Here is a 21,786-nt window from a genome sequence, read left to right as displayed (position 1 = left end):
TGCTCTCCATCTAAAACACCTATTCGTGAACAAAATCCCAATAACACGATTTGTCTGCCTGGAGGCAAAGCTTGACCATAAGATCTTCGTTGCCTCCTTTTAAATACTCCTCCAGATTTATTATTCCATTATCATCAGTAACCACAGTCTTTGAAATCTTCAGTTCAGGAATATCAACAACAAGTTTTTCCCCTGGAGCTGGAATCTTGGTTCCGCACGGGACATTTTTTCCTGTTTCCTTGCTTTCATAAATGGTTCTTACTTCACTGTTTTTTGAAATCAGCCCTGCAGTAACCATATCTGCAACACCGAGTCCGAAAAGTGGTATTTCAAGTATCCCAAAAAATACGCCGCGAGGCTTTTTCCTGGTCAACATTACAACTTCTTTCATTTCCTTACACAGTGGCAGCTTATAGACAACAAAGCGTCCTTCGTGCTTTTCAACATTATAAGTAAACCCTTCCTGTCTCCCGACAAACAAGGAACCATCTTCCTTTTTAGTCTCAACTGGTCCGGCAATAGTTATTATAGACGCGCAACCATAAAAGAACAGAACAGAAACAGCAAACATTTTCAGAAGCAGAACTCTTTTAAGCATTTCTCTCTCCATTTTTTGTCTTATAATTCCTGAAGATGATGTCCAACCAGAGAGTGCGACCTATAAAATAACCATTACCGATACAAAGAAAGGCTTTTAACGCTAAGCCTGACAATAATAATGGCAAAAATAATCAGATCTGCACCAAATACTTGTTATTTGATAACCGGCACGCCAAAGAGACGGTCTTTGGGGCTCCATCGATCACTCCGCTTTCAAATGGCCAAACTTGCGCGGATATGCGTATAGCTTCAACGTCAATCATGGCGTTCGGATATCATCTTAACGTCTAAACGGAATAAACTTATACGGCGAGACTAAATATAAGGCTATGCGCTGTTATTACATCAAAAAAACGCTCTTGTAAAACATACCTTTTCGTGAATAACTACAAACATCTGATCATTTGGATTTTTTCTTGCTGCTGCTTTGCCGCTAATTTCCTAATTATCTTATTGATCTTGCAATGCCGTATGCCGATAATAATGCAGAAATAATTCCTGTAATGAAAGACATGGCCCCGAGAACCAGACATGGAGTACCTCCAGGAACAGCTGAATTATCATGTCCAAAGCAAGAAACAAAAATAACCACAAAACCGCTGAATATCATGGAGAGGCCAAATATTCCCAAAAGAATATCAACGACAAGCCTTGTTCTTCCTTGATTGCCCTTTATTTCACTGCTTATTTTTACACCGGTTATTCTGCTGGCGTAGTATCTTGAAAAAATTATTCCGCATGAACGGCAGGAGTCCACAGATAAATCTGTGGGATTTCCACATTTAGGGCATTTTGAAATATTCATGGAACACCAGAAACAAGTTATTTTTTACTTACGTTTGACAAGGTCTCAAAAAAGTCCAATTTCCGGCGCAGGCCGGAAGTCAGAAGTATCTGAAAATACAAAAATGCCGGATCAAGTCCGGCATGACGCCGTTGCCCTTTTTTGAGTTTTTGCGACGCCATCACGTTTAACGGAGCAACGAAAACTATCTTTTTGTCCAGACTGTTTTCACAAATGCAAGATCAACTCCTTCCCTTTTGATGCAGTGAAGGAACTCAGGTTTAGAGTCATTACTGACTTTTTTTGTTTTCACATTTACAGAGTCCGGGTAAACAGCGGATTTTTTAAAATAAACCTCTATCTCAGACACCCAGAAATTTTCCCATACATAATCAGACACTGATTCAATTGCCCAGGAAACATAATTTACATTATTGACATGCTTGTTCATATCAAGATCACTTCGCCTGACATCAAATATTTTTACAATATCAGGCTCCGCAACGTTCCCAATTAACTGGGCTTCATAGTCATAAAGAATCTTATCAAGGACGGGGTAATTAGGTATTGATTCAATAGGAGAAATAATTTTTTTTGTCTTAATTTCGATGAGATTGAAATAGCCCGTTGCCTGGACAAGCACACTGCCGTCTGCTGCTATTATTTCAAACTCTCTTGGCGCAGATAGATCTTGCAACTGTGGACGTCTCCATGTTCTGACTTTTACAGGGTCTCTCCATCTTGATCTTTTAAATATGGAGATTCTGTATCGAGAAACGACCCATGTAAGTCCGCGCGCAATAAGATCCGTAACAGGTATACCCAAGGCATAAGACTGGCTGCTTGCCGTGTTTTGAAACCAGTCAAGGATGCTTACCGGCCTGAGCATTCCATCATAGTCTGCTTCATTAAAACCAACTTCATACTGCTTTTCAAATACTGGATTCATCGCCATTCTCCATTCAGCTGGTTTGAAATCTTCAATATATGGATTTGACATTTATAGCTGTATTAGTAAACATATTTATATATAAGAATTTTTAATATTCATGAGAATCAACAAAGGCTTTTATACAGATGCGGTCATGGAAAAAACCTCTTTTATACAAACTTGGCTCTTTACTATTTATTCTGGTTATCATCGCAGGCATTATGCCATATATGATTGCAGGATCTCCTAATGCAAGTCCAGAAATCATAAAAATACCTGAAAATATTGATGCCGGGGGATATACTGATTCAATAGAGTCAATCAAGATTATGACTCTAAATTTAGCACACGGCAGGGGAGTGAATTTTAATCAGTTGTTTGTTTCCAAGAATCAGATTGATAAAAATATTAATACTATTTCTCATGCTCTTAAGCAAGTCCAGCCGGATATTGCAGGATTTCAGGAAGCAGACGGCCCTTCGTTCTGGAGCGGGCATAAAGACCACATAAAGCAGATAGCTGAACAATCCGGTATGTATTCATTTTTTCACGGATATCATATTACTGCTCCCTATCTTTCATATGGCACAGCCATGGCATCACGATGGAATATTCAAGATGCCGCGTACGTGACTTTTACACCAAGCCTGTTTGCTCCGCCAAAAGGTTTTTCTGTCGGATCATTCAAATGGCCGGGAACAGAAATTATCGTAGATGTTATTATTCTCCATCTGGATTTTATTTCTGAATCAAAACGGAACTCACAGATTGAAGAAATAAGGACTTTCATGGAAAAAAGGGCAAAACGCCCGGTCATTGCAATGGGAGACTTCAACAGCACATGGAGTAGCAGTGATTCTTCTGTAAAAAAAATATGTTCTGTTTTAAACTTACGGTCATACAAACCAGATGACAAAAATCTTTCATCGTTTCCATTTACAAACAAAAGGATAGACTGGGTTCTGATTTCAAATCAACTCGAATTTTCCACTTACAAAGCCTTAGATGAACAATTTTCAGATCACCTTGCAGTTGTATGCGATATAAAACTTTTAAGGAAATAGACATGCTTCTTGATCAGATTTTTGACATGATTAATTTAGGAATAATCATCATAGAAAAATCTTTCATCATTAATAATATTAATAGATGGGTTGAAATTCATGGTCGTATTTCTTCAGAGGAAATGATTGGTAAGCATTTTTTTGAAGTTTTTCCCGAGCTGGATAATCCTTGGTTTAACAGAAATTTCAAATCTGTCGTGACTTTCGGAAATTTTTCATTTTTTTCCCAAAAAAGCAGACAAACATGCTTTCCTTTTAAGGCTGTTAATACTTATAAGGGGAATTTTAAAGAAATGCAGCAAAGCTGCACCATGGGACCTTTACGCGATGAAAATGGCCACATAAGTCATGTTTTCATTATGATCCATGATTCTACTGAAATAGAAGCAGCAAACTCTTTTCTCAAAGAGGAAAAAATCAAGGCCGAAAAGCTGGCGCTTGAGGCAAGTGCCGCCAACACCGCAAAAAGCGAATTTCTTGCCAACATGAGTCACGAAATCAGAACACCAATGAACGGAATCATGGGAATGACATACCTTCTCATGGATACCCATCTTGACCCTGAACAAAATGACTATCTCAAAACTATCCAGCACAGTTCAGACGCCCTTCTTACCATAATAAACGACATCCTTGATTTTTCCAAAATTGAAGCAGGCAAACTTGATCTTGAAAATATCAATTTTGATCTTCACAGAACCATAGAGGATGTCACGGAACTGATGACCCCGAAGGCGTCTGAGAAAAAAATAGAACTTACATCCATAATTACGAATGATGTTCCAAGATTAGTAAAAGGAGATCCTGGCAGATTAAGACAAATACTTGTAAATCTTGTCGGTAATGCCATTAAATTCACAGAAATCGGAAGAGTCTCAATAAAGGTTGAGCAGCTTGAATTTAATTCTGAAAATGATGAGAGCCTTCTGCTTTTCTCTGTTTCAGATACAGGAATAGGTATTCCGGCTGAAAAAATTGACAGACTCTTTCAATCATTTTCCCAAGTTGAACTTTCGACAACAAGAAAATACGGTGGCACTGGCCTCGGTCTTGCCATATCCAAAAAAATAGTCAATCTTATGAACGGAGACATTGGCATTACTTCAGAACCTGGTAATGGGTCATGCTTCTGGTTTAAGATATTCCTGTCATCACAATCAAAGAGTTCTCCCGAAATACCTTCAAACCTGCCTGCTGTAAATCTTCACAGCAAGCGAATACTTATCATTGATCCAAATGCAAACAGCAGAGAAGCAATAAGGGATTATCTTGAATCAATAGGATGCTTTTTTGATCAGGCTGAAAATGCGAAAGAATCTCTTTATATCTTGAGGGAATCAAAATCCCTTAATAAACCTTTTCATCTCGCCATAATAAATCATTCCCTGGAAGATATGAAGGGAGAGGATCTAGCAAAATTCATCACTTCAGACAATGACCTTAAAGACACTTTGATGATAATGCTCACTGTTCGTGGTTTCAGGGGGGACGCAAAGCTTGCCAAAGATGCCGGCTTTTCCGCTTATCTTACAAAGCCTATAAGGCAATCCCAGTTTATAGATTGCCTAATGACCCTTTTCGGCAAGAAAGAATCCTGTCATTCCGGAAAAAAGGATTCTTGCGACGAGCTGATTACTATTCACTCACTTTCGGAATCAAAAAAAGAAAAAAAAATCCGCATTCTTCTTGCTGAAGATAATCCGGTTAACAGGAAACTGGTGATCAAAATTATAGAAAAAGCAGGTTATCATGTAGATGCCGTGGAAAATGGCCTTCAGGCATTAGAGGCTTTAAAAATTTACGACTACGACATAGTTCTTATGGATGTACAGATGCCTGAAATGGACGGCTTTGAAGCAACAGAGATGATCAGGTCAGGAACTTCAGGAATCAGAAATCCGGAGATTCATATTATAGCAATGACAGCACATGCAATGAAAGGCGACAGGGACAAATGTCTTGAATGCGGAATGGATGATTATGTGTCTAAACCGATTAAGCCGAATGATCTTTTATTGGCCATTATGGCTTTAACAAATAAAATCTAATCAGACCAGAATGTTACGACTGACATTTTCAAACAATCTATTGAGATTTATCAAAATAATGCAAAACGGAACCAGCTAAAAGCTGATTCCGTTCATAACAGTAAACAAATTAAATTATTGTATCAATATTATATGGTCTGGAGTTTTCTCCGCTTCCTTTAATAGTAATTACAAATGTACTATTATCCTCTATATTTTTATTTTTTATTGTAAATGGAAATAAAGTTGATCCCAAACCTAAACCTGTGCTGTTTGATAAAACATACTTATTTTTATCGATTTCAAAGGTAGTATTCTCGGTTCCATTTTTATTAACGGAGAAAGATATCTCCGTACTTTCTGGCAGAGGGTTGCCATTGGAGTCCTTTACTTCTGCGTAATAAGTTTTTTCAACTACACCCTTCAGATCTATATCTGTTACAGGATTAAGCGACGAATCATATAATTTGATAACTGAAGAGTTAACCGGCTCAGTATGAGTCGCTATTATTACGTTACTTCGCCAGATTCTGATTAGATCTTTTGAGCATAGACCAGCAGCCTCGGCACTGTCTGAGCAAAGCTTTCCGTTATAAATGTTGTTTGGCTGAGCATCCCAGACACCATTCCCGTTATCGTCAATAAACTCATCTACTCCATAGTCATAGCTTGAATCAAAGGCTCCGTTTACCATATCACTCTTGTTGATAAACATCTCACTGAGATTGTCTTTGGAAGGATCCCAGAATGCATTATCATCAGAGTCATAGAGTCCGTTTGAATTCACATCTGTAAAACTCTCTTCTCCAATAACCGAGGCAACAATCGTAATTCTCCCATAGGGATTTTGTCCTGCAAAAACAGATGTATTACCGCCACTTTTCCATATTACCGAACACTGACCGCCTTGAATGGTACATGATGAATCTATTTGTCCCCACTCAGTCCTGAAATTTACTGTCGTTCCATCTGGCACAGGGTTATTGAATATATCCGAAGCCTGAACTATGATTTTCTTTTCCAGGCCAAATGTATCCAATCCACCTATTATATGATTTGAACCCTCCGGGCCCATCACAAATCCTCTGTAAGTTGCCCTGCCTGTACTTATATTTACATGATTAGATATTACTCTTATATTAGAATTCGAATCAAGAGACGCAACTACAGATACAGATGTTGGAATATTTCCTGATATTAGGCTTACCTTAACTTCTCCGTTTAAATCTGTCTTCTGAGAGTGTGAACTCAGTGAAAGTCCGCCAACAGTAGTATTAGTTTCAAAATTTACCAAAGCTCCTGTTACTACGTTGCCAGTCTCATCGATAGCCTTGAATTTCAACTCCGAAGTTTCGGTGAGATCTGATCCGCCCGTCCCTTTTAATGCTATCAGATCGTGACTTGCAGATATGTATTGTAATGATTTTACGCTTGCACTTGTTATTTTAATCTCACTTGAAACAGCCTTTATTGATGTGTTTTCTGATGCAACCGCATTTACTGTAAATGCAGTTATTACAGTCCCAGATGCCACATTAACAGAAATCTCTCCATTAGTATCGCTTGTTGCTGACGTTGCTGATAGAGTTATCCCACCCACATCTGTAGACAGGGATAAGTCAATCTTGGTTCCTGCTAAGACTGCTCCTGTGGATCCATATACCTTGAATTTGAGGGTTGCAGTTTCAGACACGTTTGCGTTACCTGTCCCTTTAAGGGCTATGACGTCACTTGAAACACTTACAAACTCTATTAGACCTGGCTTTATTACTGTGTCAGTGCTACCGTCTGTAGTTTCGTCATCCTCCCATCCACATCCGGAGAATATGAATACTGATATAAACATCAGCATTATTAGTTTTGGTAGAATTCTGTTCATTATCATTTTTATTACCCTTAATTTATATTAAAAGCTCTTAACCCTTCTGTTCAAGTTGCACTATTCTTGGAGTTATGAAAAGAAGCAATTCACTTCTTTCATTATCGGAAAGCTTATTTTTGAAAAGCCATCCCAAAACAGGAATCTTTGAAAGGTAAGGAACGCCCTGCGAGCTGTCTTCTGTTCTTGTCTTAACTATACCGCCAATTACAACGGTTTCTCCGTCATCAACAAGCAGCTCTGTTGTGGCTTCCTTTTTAAGAAATGACCTCGCAAAAGTTTTTGTGTTGCCTGTTATTCCTGATGTTGACTGAACAATTTCATCGCCAATATCGTCTTTCTTTATGACAATGGTCATTGCGATTCTATTATCAGGCGTAACATGAGGCTTTACTGTTAGATTCAGGGTTAATGGCTTAAGTTCATATGTTGCTTTTCCATTCTCATCAATTTCTTTAAGATACGGATATTCAACACCCTGTTCAATTTTAGCTTCTTTATTATCAAGAGTTAGAATTTTAGGTGAAGAAATTATCTTTATGTCTCCTGTTGACTCAAATGCTTCTAATCTTGCGTTAAGAATCATATTATTGCCTGCAATTCGTGTAAAACTCAAGTCAACGAGTCCAGAGGCATTTGCCGGCAAATTTGTTGCTCCCATTGCATAAGTAAATATCGTATCATCACCAGCTTCACCAACTTTGTCAGCAGCATTCCATTTTGTACCTATTTCTCTGGATACTGTATTGGTTGCCTCTACAACACGAGCCTCTATAATTACCTGAGGAGTGACCTTATCAATGCTTTTGATTATATCTTTAGCTTTAGCAATTTTTTCTTTAGTATCAGTTATTATTACCTGATTGTTTCTCTCATCTATGCTTATTGATCCACGCTTTTCTGTTATTAATGATTTCAAATGAGGCATAACTTCATTTTTGGCATTTGAATAATTCACTGTTATATATTCTGTAAATATTGGTTCCAGTGCCTTTTGCTGATATTCCTTTTCAGTCTGAGCCTTAAGAACATCTCTCTTCATATCTTCTTCTTTTTTAAGCCGATCCAGAGTAGCTATTCTTATGATATCAGCATCTTGAGCCATACCAAGACCATTCATCTTAAGCACGAGATCAAGAACCTGATCCCATGGTACAGGCTCGTCCATACGCATTGTGACTTTGCCTTTGACATCACTGTCTATCGCAAAATTCTTTTTGCTTACGGTCTGAATAATTCTGAAAACGTTTCTTATGTCAGTTTCAAAGAAGTCAAGCGCAATTTTCTCGCCGATGTAATTCTTTTTAGTATTTCCAATATCAAAGCCTATATTCTCTTCTTTTGGCATCATACTGCTTTTTGACACCGAAGCCATATTTGGTGCTGCCAGTTTTACAGGATTGACCTTGCCAGCCGCAGGTGAAGTTACTGCTGCTGGAATTTTTAAAGATGATTTTGTTGCTGTTTGAGAACTTGAAACTGCTGGGCTTGTTCCTTTTTCAAAATGAACCGATATAATATTTCCATTCTGTTCAACCCTGTATGGTACCTGATTTCTCATTTCAACCATAAGGGCGGCATCCGAATTCTTTTGGCTCGGTAAAATCTTTTCCACTGCGCTATCAAATTTATTTGAAACAACTGGTTTCTGCTGTTCTGTTGATAGCGAAGTATTTTTAATGGAAAGTTCTATTTTTTTACCTATTGGAATTACTTCATATTTAACTGGGCTTGATGTATTAATCTGTAAAATTGATTTACCAGAATTATCAGAACTAAGATCAATTTTTTCCACTTTGCTTAATGATGATTGCCCGCCTGTTGATGCTACGGTTGAAGCGGCGCCAATTCCTGTTTTCCCTATATCAATAATAAGGCCTTCCGGAGTGGTTATATCTGTAAAATTCTTTAAGGCGTTTGCCTTCGAATCTATGACAACTCTTACATAATCACTATAATTATAATATCTTACTGCATCAGCATAAGGACTGTTCACAGATATTTTCTTTTCTTTGTTCGCGTCTGAGGATATTTTATAAATATCAAAAACTATTCTTGGATTTGGCTTTTCAATAACTGATTTCTTGTAGTTGTCTATCTTTCCATTCCCAACCAGTTTAATTCTGAGCCCATTACCTGTATTTTCAGTTTTTATCGATACAAGCCGGTCTGCATTAGGAGCAGCAGTTACTTTTTCTGTCTTCAGTTCATCTGTTTTATTTTTCAGATTAATTTTTATTAAGTTATCAGACTCTCTGACAATCGAATGCTCAAAATCTGAATTGGCATTTATTTTTATCATTGATGACTGATCTTCTTTTGATTCTTCAATGGCGAGATTTTTTACTACTCCCCGTGACTCAATATTTCTGTCTATTTCTTCTGAAATCAAAGTCTTTGGGAGATAAAGTTCAAGACTGTGCAGATCTTGCTTTTTATTGACAGAGTATGTCAGCCTGGATGTGGACTGGAGCGTTATGACAGATCCTGATTCATCTATCTTCAGCGATGAGATTCTTCTTGGCTCATCACCATCTGATTGTTTAGACGATTGAACATTATCTTCAGATATTCCCGTGTTTTTTGATGAACAGCTCATAAAGAAACTGCTTATCAGCACCACAAATACCAAAGATGTTACCAAAGTAAAATTTTTGTTTTTCATTTGACCGTAGCTCATTAAACTATTCTCCAGTAGGTTTCTGAAGTTTCAGTTCTCTTTCCTGAATGGAAACCTTGCCAAATATATTTTCTATTTCTTCCTCTATAATTACTTTATCAGACAGCACGCTTATTACTTTTCCTGAATTAAGACCTATATATGTGCCTTCATTTAGAACATAGCCTTTCCCATTAGCTTCTTCGACTAGAGCTATATTTCCTGAAGGTGTTCGCGTAATTGCTGTCAATCTTAACCGCCCTATGTCAATTTTTTCAAGTGGTGTGAGGGGCTCTCTCTTTTTCTTAGTGTTTTCAGTTTTTTCTTTATTCTCTTCAGCATCATCGTCTGAAACGAATGGTAAAAAAGGATTTAATTTCCCTGTTGGATCGAATTCTTTATTAACAGAATCATCATTTGTCTGTTCTTGAGCCTTATCATTAACAGCTGTGGTTTTTTCTGTTTCAGCCTGCTGTACAACTTCAGGCTTTTGATCAGGTTTTCCACTTATTTCAGTATTTTCTTGAACATTGATTGGAGTTTGTGATGTTTTATCTTTCACTGTTTCTGTCTGACTCGGCTCTATCTTTTTTTCTATTTTTTTTGATACGGCCTTAGACTGGTCAGTTGATATTTTTTTTGTTTCACTCTTATCATCAGAGCAGGCTGACATAAACAATAGAAAAATAGCAGACAATATTGTTATACACTTGTTTTTGTTTGTCATTTTATCTGCACCTATTTATTTGACACTATTATTTTTTATTTTTAGCATCTTCATTTTTATCGTCTTTAGTTTTCTTAGATTTTTTTGGGTCTTTCGTGTCTTTAACTTCTTCTTTCTTTTCGACAAACTTATAAGTGACAGCTTTTCCAGATGTCATCAGTAGATTTTTGTCTTTTTCGTCACGAATAATTTTTATATCTCTAATATTAACTATTCGATATAATTTCGATATTTTATCAAAAAAAACCATCAGATTTGAAAAATTTCCTTTGATTTTTATATCAACGGGAATTTCAGCAAAAAAGTCTTTTACTACTTCAGGTTTGGGTTCAAATAATAGAAAATCCATTCCGGATTCATTACCTGACTGAGAAATAGCTGAAAGTAACGATGGTATTTCTTTCTTGTCCGGCAACGCAACCATTGATGTCTTGTATTGTGCTTCAGCTTCCTTTATCTCAGCCGTGTATTTAGCATGATACTGAGCCTTGTTTTTTGCCGTTTCTAGACGCGAATCAAATTCCGAATTTTCTTTTTCAAGATTTGTTATTTTTTCAAATCTTGGCATATACAAGCCATAGACAAAAGCAACAATTACTAAAACAAAGGATAAAATACATATTATCATTCTTTGAATTTTTGTTAGCTCTTCTATTTGCTTTATGATTGGCTCAATTATTTGTTCAACTCTATTATTATCTATGCTCATTTTTTTGCCTGATCAGTTTTTTTAGGTTGATTATTTTCAGGTTTTTTTTCGCATATTACTTCAAAATATCTCAGGTCTACATTCGACTCACCTTTTTTTGAACCTTTTGTAAGACTCTGCTGCTTTATCGTTTTAAGATTTATGGCACTATAGAATTTTGATTTTTCGAGATTTTTCATAAAATCGGCCACTGTCTGGTTATCGATCGCAAAGCCCTTTAGCTCTAACGAGGATCCCGAATTTAATTCTGTAAGCCACATTCTGTTACGAATTGTAGCGTTTGACATCTCATCAAGCATTTCAAGAGGTATTTTTCTATTTTTTTCCAAACTTGCAATGACATCCATCTTCATTTTAAGCAGCTCAAGCTGCTTTTTCATCTCATCAACTTCTTTTGCTTTTTTCTCATATATTTTAAGATCTTCTTTTGTTTTTGCTAATTTTGTTTCCAGTTTTCCTATTTTAGTACCAAGCATCATGGAATATACGAGCATGATCAATATAGAGAGTATAAGGCCTAGAAAGAATATTGAAATTTGTCTCCTGATATTCTCTTTTCTTCTAGCAGCCCTGAATGGCAGTAAATTTATTCTTATCATTTGTCATTAATCCTTCTCATTGCAAGGCCCATGCATATTGCTGCCTGCGGTGCCATTTTACGAAGATAGTCGCTGTCAAAGACATCTTCATTAATAATCAAATGACCGAAAGGATTCAGAACAATTACTTCAGTTGAAGTCTGCTCGGACAGAAGTTTTCTGAACGAGGCGATATTTGCTCCTCCTCCGCACACATATATTTTTCTGATCTTGTCGCCTGAATAAGAAGCATAGAAGAAATCCAGTGCCCGGCCGATTTCTGCGCACCAGTCAGATACAGTATTATATATTATCTGATCAACATATTCGGTATCTATCTTGTCACTTGTCTTTTGGCCCGTTTTAATATCTTCTGCGTCAGTTTCAGAGCAGTTTGCTGCGTTCATGATCTCATGATTTATCTGAAAGCCGCCCATGGAAACGTCTCTCATGAATACACTTGCACCATCTTTAATAATATTGAGTGAAAGCTTGGTGGAACCTAAATCAATCAGAGCAACATATTCATCTTGATTTCCATAATTTACTTCAAACACATTCTGAATAGCAAATGCGTCTATATCAACAACACGGGGATCTAAGCCAGCCTCATCAAGAGCATCCAAGTATCCTTGAATGACGTCTTTCTTTGCAGCGGCTAATATTACATTCATATTGTTCGGATTATTTTCGACAGGCCCTAATATCTGAAAATCAAGATTAACCTCTGAAATATCATATGGGATATAATGTTCTGCCTCAATATTAATAACCTTTTGGAGCTCTGATTCTGTCATTGTTTTGAGGCTTATTTTTTTTACTATCCCTGCATTACCTCCTATGGATAATGCAATATTACTTTGCGTAATATTAAATAACTTAAATAATTCTTTGAGATAATTTGATAATTCAGCAGCATTCTGAACGGTTCCATCTTCAATAATACCTGGCGGTATATCTATTGTTCCGAAACGTTTTAGCTGGAGACCATTTTTAGTCTCTGATATTTCACCAGCCTTAATCGTTTTCGAACCTATATCAAGTCCAACTAGATGCTCTTTTTTCTTAAGAAACATATTTGACTCTTCTTTTTGGGGTAGAGATCAAGATTTTAGCTCTATAAAAGGAGCTTTGGATCAATCAAACTAATATGTGGAACGGTATATGTAACAGATAAGATTAATACTTAGTGAGGATTTTAAACTATCAGAGCCTAACGTCAAGATATTTATTAATATTTTTTTTACTGATGTTACATATTGTATTTACTAAACATTAAATAACAAAATATAGATTATTTTATCATATGAACCGGGTTTATTTAGCTCATTATCTTACTAAGGGTGTTTTATTATTACACCCTTAGTAGTCCTTTAACCCGGAAATTTTTCTTTTATGAGCTGAGTATAAATTGAATTATTATTTACTTCCAGGGCTTTCAAAAATGAATTTTTATACTTTTCCGGGTCCTTTAATTCATTATAAGCTATTCCACTATATATGAAAGCTTCGTCTCTGCCCATATAAAGATTTGAATTAGCAATTTTATCAAATGATGCTATTGCTTTGTTATTATCCTTGAGCATGAGATAAGAATAACCAGTGCCTGCTAATGCTATTCTCCCAAGCAGAGGATCCTTGTCAAAATTTTTTGCTGATTCTTCATAAAGCTCTAAAGCTTCTTTATATTTACCAATATTATACATATACGAAGCATACACGATGCCAGATATTTTAGCGGATTGATTAGTCGGAAACTCGCTTTTTAACTGCGTATACTTTTTTTCAACATCTTTTATTGATGTGCCTGTATTTGCATCGTTTTTAATTAATGTCATCATTTCAGTCAATAAGTATGATGCTTTCTCATCCCTGCTTGACTTCATATTAGCATATATTAGTGATCCTGCTATTAAAGCTATGATTACTACAAAGCTTCCTATAATACTTATTCTATTATCAGTGACAAATGAAGTAAACTTATGAATATATTTTTTTGCTGTTTCTTCGTCGATAATAAGATTTTCTGAATCCTTTTTCATTAAAGATCTCCATTCGGTCTATATTATTATTTTTCTTATTCTATCCCAACCTGCTTCAGGTATAACTGCTCCATCAACCTGACAAACTTCATAACCACAGGCTGAAGCAATTCTGCCAGCTTTATTTATATCAAATCCGCTAACTATTCCATAAAGAAAACCTGATGCCCAAAGGTCACCTGCACCCGTTGTATCTCTTGCAGAACCATCTCCCATTGGTTCAATATAGTGAATTTTATCTTCATGGCTGATAAGACTGCCCCTTTTGCCAATTTTAAGAACGCCTATATCAACATTTGCAGACATAATTTTAAGAGATTCTTTTTCATCGGAAACGCCTGTAAAATATTTTGCCTCATCTTCATTAGCAATTAGTATATCCACATATTCAGAAATAAGATCGTCAAGAATATCTTTTGAAGACTCAACCACGGTATAACTTGCAAGATCCAGAGCTATTACTGATCCTGCTCTTTTTGCACATTCAAGGGCCTTTTTTATAAGAGCCCTATTAAAAAGTAGATATCCTTCAATAAAAACTATTGCGCAGTTTTCAAAGCAATTTTCTGTAATTTCTTCAGGTTTTAGTTCTGCTGAGGCCCCAAGGTAAGTAAACATGGTTCTTTGAGCATCTTCGGTTATTACTGAAATAACTCTTCCTGTGGGCAATGATGATTTTATCAGAAATGTTTCAACACCGCTTGATTTAAGCCCATTCTCAAAAAAAACACCTGTCTCGTCATCTCCATATTTAGCTATGAATCTTGCCCTACCACCAATTTTTCCTATTCCATTGATTGCGTTGCAGGCAGCTCCGCCAGGAGCTGTAACCGGCGTATCCAGCAGCATTTTAATTGCATTTTCTATAGTTTCTGAGTCCACAAGCGTCATGCCGCCTTTTGATCCACCTATTTTCAAAAGTGTTTCATCTTTTTCATGGGACAGTATGTCAACCAGGGCCGAGCCTATTCCTGCAATAATGTTTCTGCCAGGCTTGATACCTTTATAATATGTCATTTATTATGGTGCTCCATTTCAGTATCATTATAATAAGGTCTGCATCTGATTTTTTCTGAAAGACCTCTTCCAATGATAAATCTTTTTCCTTCACGGGCTATTACCATCTGTCCTGAAGAATAGTTAGTTATTACTTCTATGCTATCGCCGGGCTTAAGCCCAATATTCATAAGCCTTGTACGGCTGTTTTTGCATCCTGTCAAATCATCAATTATAAGTCTTTCGCCTTCACGTGCTGAAGATAAAACAAAATATGGCATTCTCTTATCCAGACATGAATTGCAGATTCCATATAATTCCATTCTATGATTCAACATGTGAAAACCACTGTTCTTGGCAATCTGAACCTGCAACCTCTCCAGTTCTCTGTTTTCAAATTCAGTTATTTTACCACATATTGTACATATAATATGGTCGTGATGATATCCAATATGCAGATGTTCGTATAATTCTATTCCACTATCAAATGTCCGCTTCTGGGCAAAGCCAAGATCGCACATAAGATCAAGAGTCTCTTTTACAAAGGCATCAGAACGAATTATTCCATCCTCTCCAAGCAGGCATGACAACTCATCTGAAGATAAATGCTTTTCTGTTTTTAAAAAAGTTTCCAGAATACTGTACCGATCTTCATAATCTCCGAATCCGCATTGCTTTAATATATTTTTAAATTGTTCTTTCTCTATGTCGTGTATCTTAAACTTATCAAAAAACATCTAATATTCCTGCATTCTATATTCCGAGGTACGCCTTCTTCACTTCTGGATTTGAAAGCAGCTTATCTGTTGTATCAGCCAGAATTATTTCACCATTCTCCATAACATATCCTCTATGTGCACATTTAAGAGCAAGATTGGCGTTCTGTTCCACAAGAAAAACTGTGGTTCCATTTTCATTGTTTATTTTTGTAATAATTTCAAAGATCTGTTTGATTATTAAAGGAGCCAGTCCGAGTGATGGTTCGTCAAGCAGAAGAAGCTTTGGCCTTGTCATAAGTGCCCTTGATATTGCGAGCATCTGCTGCTCTCCACCGGAAAGGGTTCCACCTGCTTGGGTTTTTCTTTTTTTCAGAATTGGAAAAAGGTCGAAAACATAGTCCATATCTGATCTGATCTCTTTATCTTTTCTCAGATATGCACCCATTTCTATATTTTCAAGAACTGTAAGCTGGGGAAATATTCTCCTTCCTTCAGGGACATGGGAAAGACCCATTGCAACTATTTTTTCAGGACTCATGCAGCTAATATCAATTCCGTTAAAAACAATTTTGCCTGATCTTGAGGCAATAATTCCTGAAATAGTCATCAATGTTGTTGTTTTTCCTGCTCCGTTTGCCCCTATAAGAGTAATAATCTCTCCCTCTCTTATTTCCATGGAAATATTTTTAAGTGCTTGAATATTCCCATAAAATGTATTTATATTTTCAAGCTTGAGCATTTTCTTCTTCTCCAAGATAAGCTTTAATTACAGCCTTGTTTGTCCTTATATGATCCGGATTGCCTGATGCTATGATAGTACCGTAATCAAGGACATATATTCTGTCGGATATATTCATGACCAGTTTCATGTCATGTTCAATAAGAAGTATACTTATCTTGTCAACATCACGAATTTTTCTGATAAGTTCATCTAATTCAAGTGTTTCCTGGGGATTCATCCCTGCAGCTGGTTCATCGAGCAATATTAGAAATGGATCTCCTGCCATTGCCCTTGCTATTTCCAACCTTCTCTGGGCTCCGTAAGAAAGATTTTTTGCAAACTCATTGGCAAGCTCGGCAAGTTCCATTTTTTCAAGAAGCTTGAAACTATCTTCAACAATGGATTTTTCTTCATTCATCATTTTGGATGTTCTTAACAAGCTTCCGAATATTCCTGAATTAGTTCTTGGATGACGTCCAATCATAACGTTTTCAAGAACTGTCATATTCTGGAAAAGTCTTATGTTCTGGAAGGTTCTTGTCATACCAAGCGATGCAACTTTGCTTGGCCTGAAGCCATTCACAGTCACAGTGGATGAACCACCCGGCTTTCTCATTGTCACCTGACCAGCCGTAGGTTTATAGATTCCGGATATACAGTTGAAAAAAGTTGTTTTTCCTGCTCCGTTAGGCCCTATAAGGGCTGTTATTTCACCTTCGAATATTTTGAAATCCACTTCATTGAGGGCTCTAAGTCCTCCAAAATCCATGCATAACTGTTTTACATCAAGAATTGGTTCCATTATTTTCACCGTTAAGGAATTAAATCTTATAAATTTTACGGACGTTTGAAATAAGCCCCTGAGGCCTGAAAAGCATCATTAGAACCATGCTCGCTCCGAATATGATCATTCTGTAATTTCCAAGCTCTCTCAAGTATTCAGGAAGAAGAATAAGCACAAGTGCCGCAATTATTACTCCTGTGATAGACCCCATTCCACCTAAAACTACTATTGAAAGAATAATTGCTGATTCCATGAAAGTGAAACTCTGGGGATTTATAAATGTAGTCTTTGCAGCAAAAAGCACTCCTGCCACGCCCGCTATTGCAGCGCTAAAAGCAAAAGCTGTGAGTTTTGTTTTAGTAATATCAATGCCCATGGCTTCACTTGCAATCTCATCTTCTCTCATAGCCATGAGAGCCCTTCCTATTCTTGAACTCTGAAGCCTGTTTGTAAAAATAATAACCAGAATTGTCAGGATCAGGGCAACATAATAGATATACATTATGTGCTGATATGAATTCAGCTTCATTCCAAAAAACCAGGGACCAGGTATTTCTGAAATTCCGCTTGGACCTTTAGAAAATTCATTCCAGTTTTCGAGTACTATTCTTACTATTTCTCCAAATCCAAGTGTAACAATTGCAAGATAATCACCTTTAAGCCTCAAAACCGGCAGACCAAGAATTATACCAAAAATGGCCGCTACAAGACCTCCTATTGGAAGTGCAAGCCAGAAACCAATCCCTAAATGAATATGAAGAAGCGCATATGTGTATGCTCCAACAGCGTAGAAGGCGGCGTATCCGAGATGAAGCAGACCAGCCATGCCGACTGCTATATTGAGCCCAAGACCCAATATTATATAAAGCATTGCGGTTGTGAAGATAGTAGTCTGATATGGGCCTGCAAAAGGAACGACAGCCGCTAAAACAGCAACTGAAATATAAAAAGCATTTTTCACACTTTTTGTCTGAGCTGCATTGCCTAATAAAACAAATCTGTCCGAACTAGCTGACTTATTTTTCGGACTATTTTTTTTATCCTGAAAATAATTCCATATATATGAGAATAAAAAACCGGCGGCACCTGCAAATAATGCATTCACCCATCTCCAGTTAATAGTATTTTCAATTGTATTTACTTTTATGACTGCAATCGGAAAAGTCAGAAAAACCATCCATAAGGCTGCAATCACTGATTTTTTTAAATATTCGGCTTTTATCATTATTATTATAATCTCCTTTTCAATTTATACCTTTTGAGTCGTTGCTCTTCCCAAGAGACCTGAAGGCCTGAAAATGAGGATAAGAATAAGAAGGGCAAAAGCGAACACATCCTGATAATCGCTGGAAATATATCCTGTTGCAAAACTCTCTGTCAGGCCAAGAACTATGGCTCCAAGAACTGCTCCGGGAATACTTCCTATTCCGCCCAAAACTGCGGAAGTAAATGCCTTTATTCCTGCCATGAATCCTATTCCAAAATTAATCTGTCCCATCTGTGAGGCGACAAGAACACCTCCAACTGCGGCAAGGAATGATCCAAGAATAAATGTAAATGATATTATTTTATTTACTGACACACCAAGAAGCATAGCCATAGTTCTGTCCTGGGCCGTAGCTCTCATGGCTTTGCCTATTTTTGTAAATTTTATCAAAAATGTAAGGGCTGTCATTATTACTGCTGTAAGAACAAGAATTACAAGCTCAACTGAACCAATTATATGTGAATAAGGCTCCCAGAATTCAAATTCAGGTATGACCGAAGGAAAAGGAAGATATTTATCTGTCTGAGCTATAAGGACGTAATTCTGAAGAAAAATAGACATACCTATGGCACTTATCAGGGGAGATAGCCTTGGAGCTTTTCTTAGGGGCTTGTAAGCAATTTTTTCTATGGTAAATCCATATGCAGATGCCCAGATAACCGCAGCAAGAATTGATATCACAAAAACAGCAAAATGATTCAGCCCGAGAAATGTCAGAATTCCAGCAATAATAAGGGCTGTAAAAGCACCAATCATATAAATCTCGCCATGGGCGAAATTGATGAGCTCTATGATTCCATAGACCATTGTATATCCTAGGGCTATGAGGGCATAAATACTTCCTCTGCTCAGTCCACCCAAAAAAAGCTCAAAAAAATATTCAAAACTCATTTATGTTTATTTCTCCGTAAACGGATTAAAAGGGTATCTCTAAAGTATTTTTTCTTTTAAAAACAAGACAGGGGGTTGAGATAAAATCCCAAACCCCCGATATTTTTAACTATATTTTATTTACTTGACCTGCTCTACAAATTTGCCTTTTTCAACCTTGTACATTGATAGACTGATACCAGTAGCATCACCATTCTTGTCAAAGCTTATTTTTCCTATAGGCGTATCTACAGATTCCGACTTCAGAGCTTTTGTTAAAGCTGCAAAATCAGTTGATCCTGCTTTCTGGATAGCGTTAAGAAGTGCAAGAGTTGCTGAATATGCTTGATAATAAAAAGCACCGGGCTCTTCACCATATTTCTTAATATGCTGTTCCCTGGCTTTTTCTGCGAGGGAATTTTTAGGGGTAGATGGGCCTGATGCATATACACCTTCAGCATCTGCTCCTGCTACCTGAATAAATGTTTCATCTTTTAGTCCGTCAGGACCTATGAAATTAACCTGCATCTTTTTCTGACGAATCTGTTTTATTATCTTTGATGCATCTGCGTGATATCCGCCCCATACAATGGTATCAGCCTTTTCATGCTTAATTTTCTGAACTATGGCAGCGTAATCAACTGCTCCGCTTGTAACGCCTTCAAAAACTACAATTTTATCTTTAAAACCTGCTTTTTCAATTTTTTCCTTAACAATTGTTGCAATACCCTTTCCATATTCACCTTTGTCATGAATTATTGCAATCTTCTGTGCTTTAAGATTATTTAAAACAAAATCTGCCTGAAGATCTGCCTGTAAAAAATCATGGGATATTGTTCTGAAAAAATTTGGATAATCACCGCTAAGTGTAAAATCTGGCGCTGTTGCTGAAGGCGAAATACATACAAGATTTGAGCCTTTATATATGCCTATAGCAGCCTTTGTGGCTCCGCTGCATATGTGACCAATTACCGCCTGAACTCCGCTTGTGATGAGTTTGGTTGCGGTATTGGTAGCTATTTCCGGCTTACATGCATCATCTTCTTTGATTAATTCAATCTGTTTTCCGAGAATTCCGCCAGCGGCATTTCTTTCTTCAACAACAAGCTCTGCCGCTTTTACGGTTGGAAGACCATAAGAAGCAAGATCACCACTATGAGCTCCTCCTATTCCTATTTTTATGGTTTCTGCAGCAAAAGCCGGGGCTGAAGCCATAAAAATACATGCAAAGGCAAATACTGCTTTTCTGTTTATTTTCATAAAATAACCAATCCCCCTTGATAATTTGTTTAATAATAATCAAAATGCTGGATATAAATAAAAAGATAAATTTTATGAGTCAAGTACAAAGAAAAATACAAGTGCACATAATTTTTGAATTTTCTTTAATATGGTTATCTGGATGAACAATACGAAGTCTAAAAAAATAGGTTTTGTTGTAAAAAACGATGACAATGCTATCAAAAGCTCTTTGATTCTTGAAAAATGGTTCAATCAGCGCGGTATAGAAATAATTAGAAAAAAAGGTTTGCCGATAAGTGAAAAATCTTCGGAAACTGATTTTATTTGCATTTTTGTGCTTGGTGGAGACGGAACTTTTCTTAGCGCCTCTAGATGGGCAGGTATAAAGCCTTCTCCAATGATAGGTGTAAAATTCGGTGAAGTAGGTTTTCTGGCTGAAATATCCGAAGATCAGATATTCCCTGCTGCAGAAGCAATTATAAATGGAAATTTTACTGTACAACACAGAATAAGGCTTGAAATTACTCTTGTCAGAAATGGCAAAACCATTGTCAGTGAAAATGTTCTAAATGATATGGTTATCAACAAAAGATCACTTGCAAGACTAGCCAGAATAAAGACCATTGTAAATGATTTCAGTCTTACGACATATACAGGAGATGGCCTCATCATAGCCACACCCACAGGCTCAACTGCATATTCCATGGCTGCCGGCGGACCAATAATACATCCATATGTGCCATGCATAATCATGACTCCAATATGTCCTTTCACGCTCACAAACAGGCCTCTTATCCTTCCTGAATTCTCAAAAATAATTCTTGAACCAGAAGAACGCTCTTCAGAACTTATTCTAACGCTAGATGGTCAGGAAGGAATTGATATCATGGCCGGAGATTTAATCTACGTGGAAAAAGCGGAGTATCCTGTTCCAATGATAATGCTTTCTGGAAATGACTATTTCGATGTTCTCAAAAAGAAGCTCAGATGGAGCGGAGGAAGAATTTGATCTAAGTTTTGTGGTCTCGCAAAAAGTCAAAAAAGGCATCGTCCTCATACCGGACTTTATCAGGCATTCAGTATTTTCAAGCGCTTCGGGATTCCGGCCTGCGCCGGAATGACTGAAATAAGACTTTTTGTCACATTAAATGTGGTTATGGTTATTTTTTAAACACCATAACCACATT

20 protein-coding genes are annotated in these 21,786 nt (G+C 36.9%); 3 read left to right on the top strand and 17 right to left on the bottom strand.

Annotated elements, in window-relative coordinates; genetic code table 11:
- Window positions 1-19: 19 nt before the first annotated feature.
- From K245_RS0101585 to K245_RS26160, 3 genes are all read right to left on the bottom strand, one after another.
- Complete coding sequence (locus K245_RS0101585) at window positions 20-598, bottom strand: hypothetical protein (RefSeq protein WP_027357904.1); 579 nt, start codon at window positions 596-598, stop codon at window positions 20-22.
- A 447-nt stretch (window positions 599-1,045) separates the two neighbouring features.
- A complete protein-coding gene (locus tag K245_RS0101580; RefSeq protein WP_027357903.1) occupies window positions 1,046-1,405 on the bottom strand; it encodes a hypothetical protein in 360 nt (119 codons plus the stop codon).
- Window positions 1,406-1,589: 184 nt separating this feature from the next.
- Window positions 1,590-2,333: an acyl-[acyl-carrier-protein] thioesterase gene (locus K245_RS26160; protein ID WP_198013800.1), complete on the bottom strand. Its 744-nt coding sequence runs from the start codon at window positions 2,331-2,333 to the stop codon at window positions 1,590-1,592.
- Window positions 2,334-2,536: 203 nt separating this feature from the next.
- On the opposite strand from K245_RS26160, the gene K245_RS0101570 reads away from it, so the two are divergent.
- Window positions 2,537-3,379, top strand: coding sequence for an endonuclease/exonuclease/phosphatase family protein (locus K245_RS0101570; RefSeq protein WP_198013799.1), 843 nt, complete (start codon window positions 2,537-2,539; stop codon window positions 3,377-3,379).
- A gap of 2 nt (window positions 3,380-3,381) precedes the next feature.
- Entirely contained in the window at window positions 3,382-5,427 is a 2,046-nt protein-coding gene (locus K245_RS0101565) for a response regulator (RefSeq protein ID WP_051283767.1), read from the top strand.
- Between the two features lie 109 nt (window positions 5,428-5,536).
- Here the strand turns inward: K245_RS0101565 and K245_RS0101560 are convergent, their stop codons facing one another.
- The 14 genes from K245_RS0101560 to K245_RS0101495 form a co-directional block, all read right to left on the bottom strand.
- Window positions 5,537-7,291 carry a hypothetical protein gene (locus K245_RS0101560; RefSeq protein WP_027357899.1) on the bottom strand — a complete coding sequence of 585 codons (1,755 nt, stop codon included), beginning with the start codon at window positions 7,289-7,291 and terminating at the stop codon, window positions 5,537-5,539.
- Between the two features lie 31 nt (window positions 7,292-7,322).
- Entirely contained in the window at window positions 7,323-9,965 is a 2,643-nt protein-coding gene (pilQ, locus tag K245_RS22580; RefSeq protein ID WP_051283765.1) for a type IV pilus secretin family protein, read from the bottom strand.
- A 4-nt stretch (window positions 9,966-9,969) separates the two neighbouring features.
- The gene (locus tag K245_RS0101550; protein WP_027357898.1) at window positions 9,970-10,671 is read right to left on the bottom strand and encodes a pilus assembly protein PilP; all 702 of its coding nucleotides are present in this window, start codon (window positions 10,669-10,671) and stop codon (window positions 9,970-9,972) included.
- 28 nt (window positions 10,672-10,699) lie between these two features.
- Window positions 10,700-11,380 carry a type IV pilus inner membrane component PilO gene (locus K245_RS22575; protein ID WP_051283764.1) on the bottom strand — a complete coding sequence of 227 codons (681 nt, stop codon included), beginning with the start codon at window positions 11,378-11,380 and terminating at the stop codon, window positions 10,700-10,702.
- Window positions 11,377-11,979 carry a PilN domain-containing protein gene (locus K245_RS0101540; protein ID WP_027357897.1) on the bottom strand — a complete coding sequence of 201 codons (603 nt, stop codon included), beginning with the start codon at window positions 11,977-11,979 and terminating at the stop codon, window positions 11,377-11,379. Before K245_RS0101540 ends, K245_RS22575 begins: the two co-directional genes overlap by 4 nt.
- A complete protein-coding gene (gene pilM / locus K245_RS0101535; RefSeq protein ID WP_027357896.1) occupies window positions 11,976-13,034 on the bottom strand; it encodes a type IV pilus biogenesis protein PilM in 1,059 nt (352 codons plus the stop codon). Before pilM ends, K245_RS0101540 begins: the two co-directional genes overlap by 4 nt.
- Before the next feature lie 297 nt (window positions 13,035-13,331).
- Complete coding sequence (locus K245_RS0101530; protein ID WP_027357895.1) at window positions 13,332-14,000, bottom strand: tetratricopeptide repeat protein; 669 nt, start codon at window positions 13,998-14,000, stop codon at window positions 13,332-13,334.
- Window positions 14,001-14,018: 18 nt separating this feature from the next.
- Window positions 14,019-15,017, bottom strand: coding sequence for an adenosine kinase (locus K245_RS0101525; RefSeq protein WP_051283762.1), 999 nt, complete (start codon window positions 15,015-15,017; stop codon window positions 14,019-14,021).
- Entirely contained in the window at window positions 15,014-15,733 is a 720-nt protein-coding gene (locus K245_RS0101520) for a transcriptional repressor (protein ID WP_027357893.1), read from the bottom strand. The genes K245_RS0101525 and K245_RS0101520 overlap by 4 nt, the downstream gene beginning before the upstream one ends.
- 16 nt (window positions 15,734-15,749) lie before the next feature.
- Window positions 15,750-16,454, bottom strand: a complete 705-nt coding sequence (locus K245_RS0101515; RefSeq protein ID WP_027357892.1) for an ABC transporter ATP-binding protein — start codon at window positions 16,452-16,454, stop codon at window positions 15,750-15,752.
- The gene (locus K245_RS0101510; protein ID WP_027357891.1) at window positions 16,441-17,238 is read right to left on the bottom strand and encodes an ABC transporter ATP-binding protein; all 798 of its coding nucleotides are present in this window, start codon (window positions 17,236-17,238) and stop codon (window positions 16,441-16,443) included. Before K245_RS0101510 ends, K245_RS0101515 begins: the two co-directional genes overlap by 14 nt.
- 19 nt (window positions 17,239-17,257) lie before the next feature.
- The gene (locus K245_RS0101505) at window positions 17,258-18,445 is read right to left on the bottom strand and encodes an ABC transporter permease subunit (protein WP_027357890.1); all 1,188 of its coding nucleotides are present in this window, start codon (window positions 18,443-18,445) and stop codon (window positions 17,258-17,260) included.
- Between the two features lie 24 nt (window positions 18,446-18,469).
- Window positions 18,470-19,378: a branched-chain amino acid ABC transporter permease gene (locus K245_RS0101500; protein WP_027357889.1), complete on the bottom strand. Its 909-nt coding sequence runs from the start codon at window positions 19,376-19,378 to the stop codon at window positions 18,470-18,472.
- Between the two features lie 120 nt (window positions 19,379-19,498).
- Window positions 19,499-20,617, bottom strand: a complete 1,119-nt coding sequence (locus tag K245_RS0101495; protein ID WP_051283760.1) for a branched-chain amino acid ABC transporter substrate-binding protein — start codon at window positions 20,615-20,617, stop codon at window positions 19,499-19,501.
- Between the two features lie 142 nt (window positions 20,618-20,759).
- On the opposite strand from K245_RS0101495, the gene K245_RS0101490 reads away from it, so the two are divergent.
- On the top strand, window positions 20,760-21,608 hold the full coding sequence (locus K245_RS0101490) for an NAD(+)/NADH kinase (protein WP_027357887.1): 849 nt from the start codon (window positions 20,760-20,762) through the stop codon (window positions 21,606-21,608).
- Window positions 21,609-21,786 lie beyond the last annotated feature (178 nt).

This window comes from Desulforegula conservatrix Mb1Pa, assembly GCF_000426225.1.
In the GTDB taxonomy this organism is placed as follows: domain Bacteria; phylum Desulfobacterota; class Desulfobacteria; order Desulfobacterales; family Desulforegulaceae; genus Desulforegula; species Desulforegula conservatrix.
This window is presented reverse-complemented; position numbering and strand designations above follow the sequence as displayed.

What these genes read in the sequence shown, in the direction of transcription:
- K245_RS0101525 (WP_051283762.1), bottom strand. Translation starts at nt 15,017, where the DNA reads ATGACATATTATAAAGGTATCAAGCCTGGCAGAAACATTATTGCAGGA.
- K245_RS0101540 (WP_027357897.1), bottom strand. Translation starts at nt 11,979, where the DNA reads ATGATAAGAATAAATTTACTGCCATTCAGGGCTGCTAGAAGAAAAGAG.
- K245_RS26160 (WP_198013800.1), bottom strand. Translation starts at nt 2,333, where the DNA reads ATGAATCCAGTATTTGAAAAGCAGTATGAAGTTGGTTTTAATGAAGCA.
- K245_RS22575 (WP_051283764.1), bottom strand. Translation starts at nt 11,380, where the DNA reads ATGAGCATAGATAATAATAGAGTTGAACAAATAATTGAGCCAATCATA.
- K245_RS0101495 (WP_051283760.1), bottom strand. Translation starts at nt 20,617, where the DNA reads ATGAAAATAAACAGAAAAGCAGTATTTGCCTTTGCATGTATTTTTATG.
- pilM (WP_027357896.1), bottom strand. Translation starts at nt 13,034, where the DNA reads ATGTTTCTTAAGAAAAAAGAGCATCTAGTTGGACTTGATATAGGTTCG.
- K245_RS0101490 (WP_027357887.1), top strand. Translation starts at nt 20,760, where the DNA reads ATGAACAATACGAAGTCTAAAAAAATAGGTTTTGTTGTAAAAAACGAT.
- K245_RS0101505 (WP_027357890.1), bottom strand. Translation starts at nt 18,445, where the DNA reads ATGATAAAAGCCGAATATTTAAAAAAATCAGTGATTGCAGCCTTATGG.
- pilQ (WP_051283765.1), bottom strand. Translation starts at nt 9,965, where the DNA reads ATGAGCTACGGTCAAATGAAAAACAAAAATTTTACTTTGGTAACATCT.
- K245_RS0101550 (WP_027357898.1), bottom strand. Translation starts at nt 10,671, where the DNA reads ATGACAAACAAAAACAAGTGTATAACAATATTGTCTGCTATTTTTCTA.
- K245_RS0101560 (WP_027357899.1), bottom strand. Translation starts at nt 7,291, where the DNA reads ATGATAATGAACAGAATTCTACCAAAACTAATAATGCTGATGTTTATA.
- K245_RS0101530 (WP_027357895.1), bottom strand. Translation starts at nt 14,000, where the DNA reads ATGAAAAAGGATTCAGAAAATCTTATTATCGACGAAGAAACAGCAAAA.
- K245_RS0101565 (WP_051283767.1), top strand. Translation starts at nt 3,382, where the DNA reads ATGCTTCTTGATCAGATTTTTGACATGATTAATTTAGGAATAATCATC.
- K245_RS0101570 (WP_198013799.1), top strand. Translation starts at nt 2,537, where the DNA reads ATGCCATATATGATTGCAGGATCTCCTAATGCAAGTCCAGAAATCATA.
- K245_RS0101500 (WP_027357889.1), bottom strand. Translation starts at nt 19,378, where the DNA reads ATGAGTTTTGAATATTTTTTTGAGCTTTTTTTGGGTGGACTGAGCAGA.
- K245_RS0101580 (WP_027357903.1), bottom strand. Translation starts at nt 1,405, where the DNA reads ATGAATATTTCAAAATGCCCTAAATGTGGAAATCCCACAGATTTATCT.
- K245_RS0101510 (WP_027357891.1), bottom strand. Translation starts at nt 17,238, where the DNA reads ATGGAACCAATTCTTGATGTAAAACAGTTATGCATGGATTTTGGAGGA.
- K245_RS0101585 (WP_027357904.1), bottom strand. Translation starts at nt 598, where the DNA reads ATGCTTAAAAGAGTTCTGCTTCTGAAAATGTTTGCTGTTTCTGTTCTG.
- K245_RS0101515 (WP_027357892.1), bottom strand. Translation starts at nt 16,454, where the DNA reads ATGCTCAAGCTTGAAAATATAAATACATTTTATGGGAATATTCAAGCA.
- K245_RS0101520 (WP_027357893.1), bottom strand. Translation starts at nt 15,733, where the DNA reads ATGTTTTTTGATAAGTTTAAGATACACGACATAGAGAAAGAACAATTT.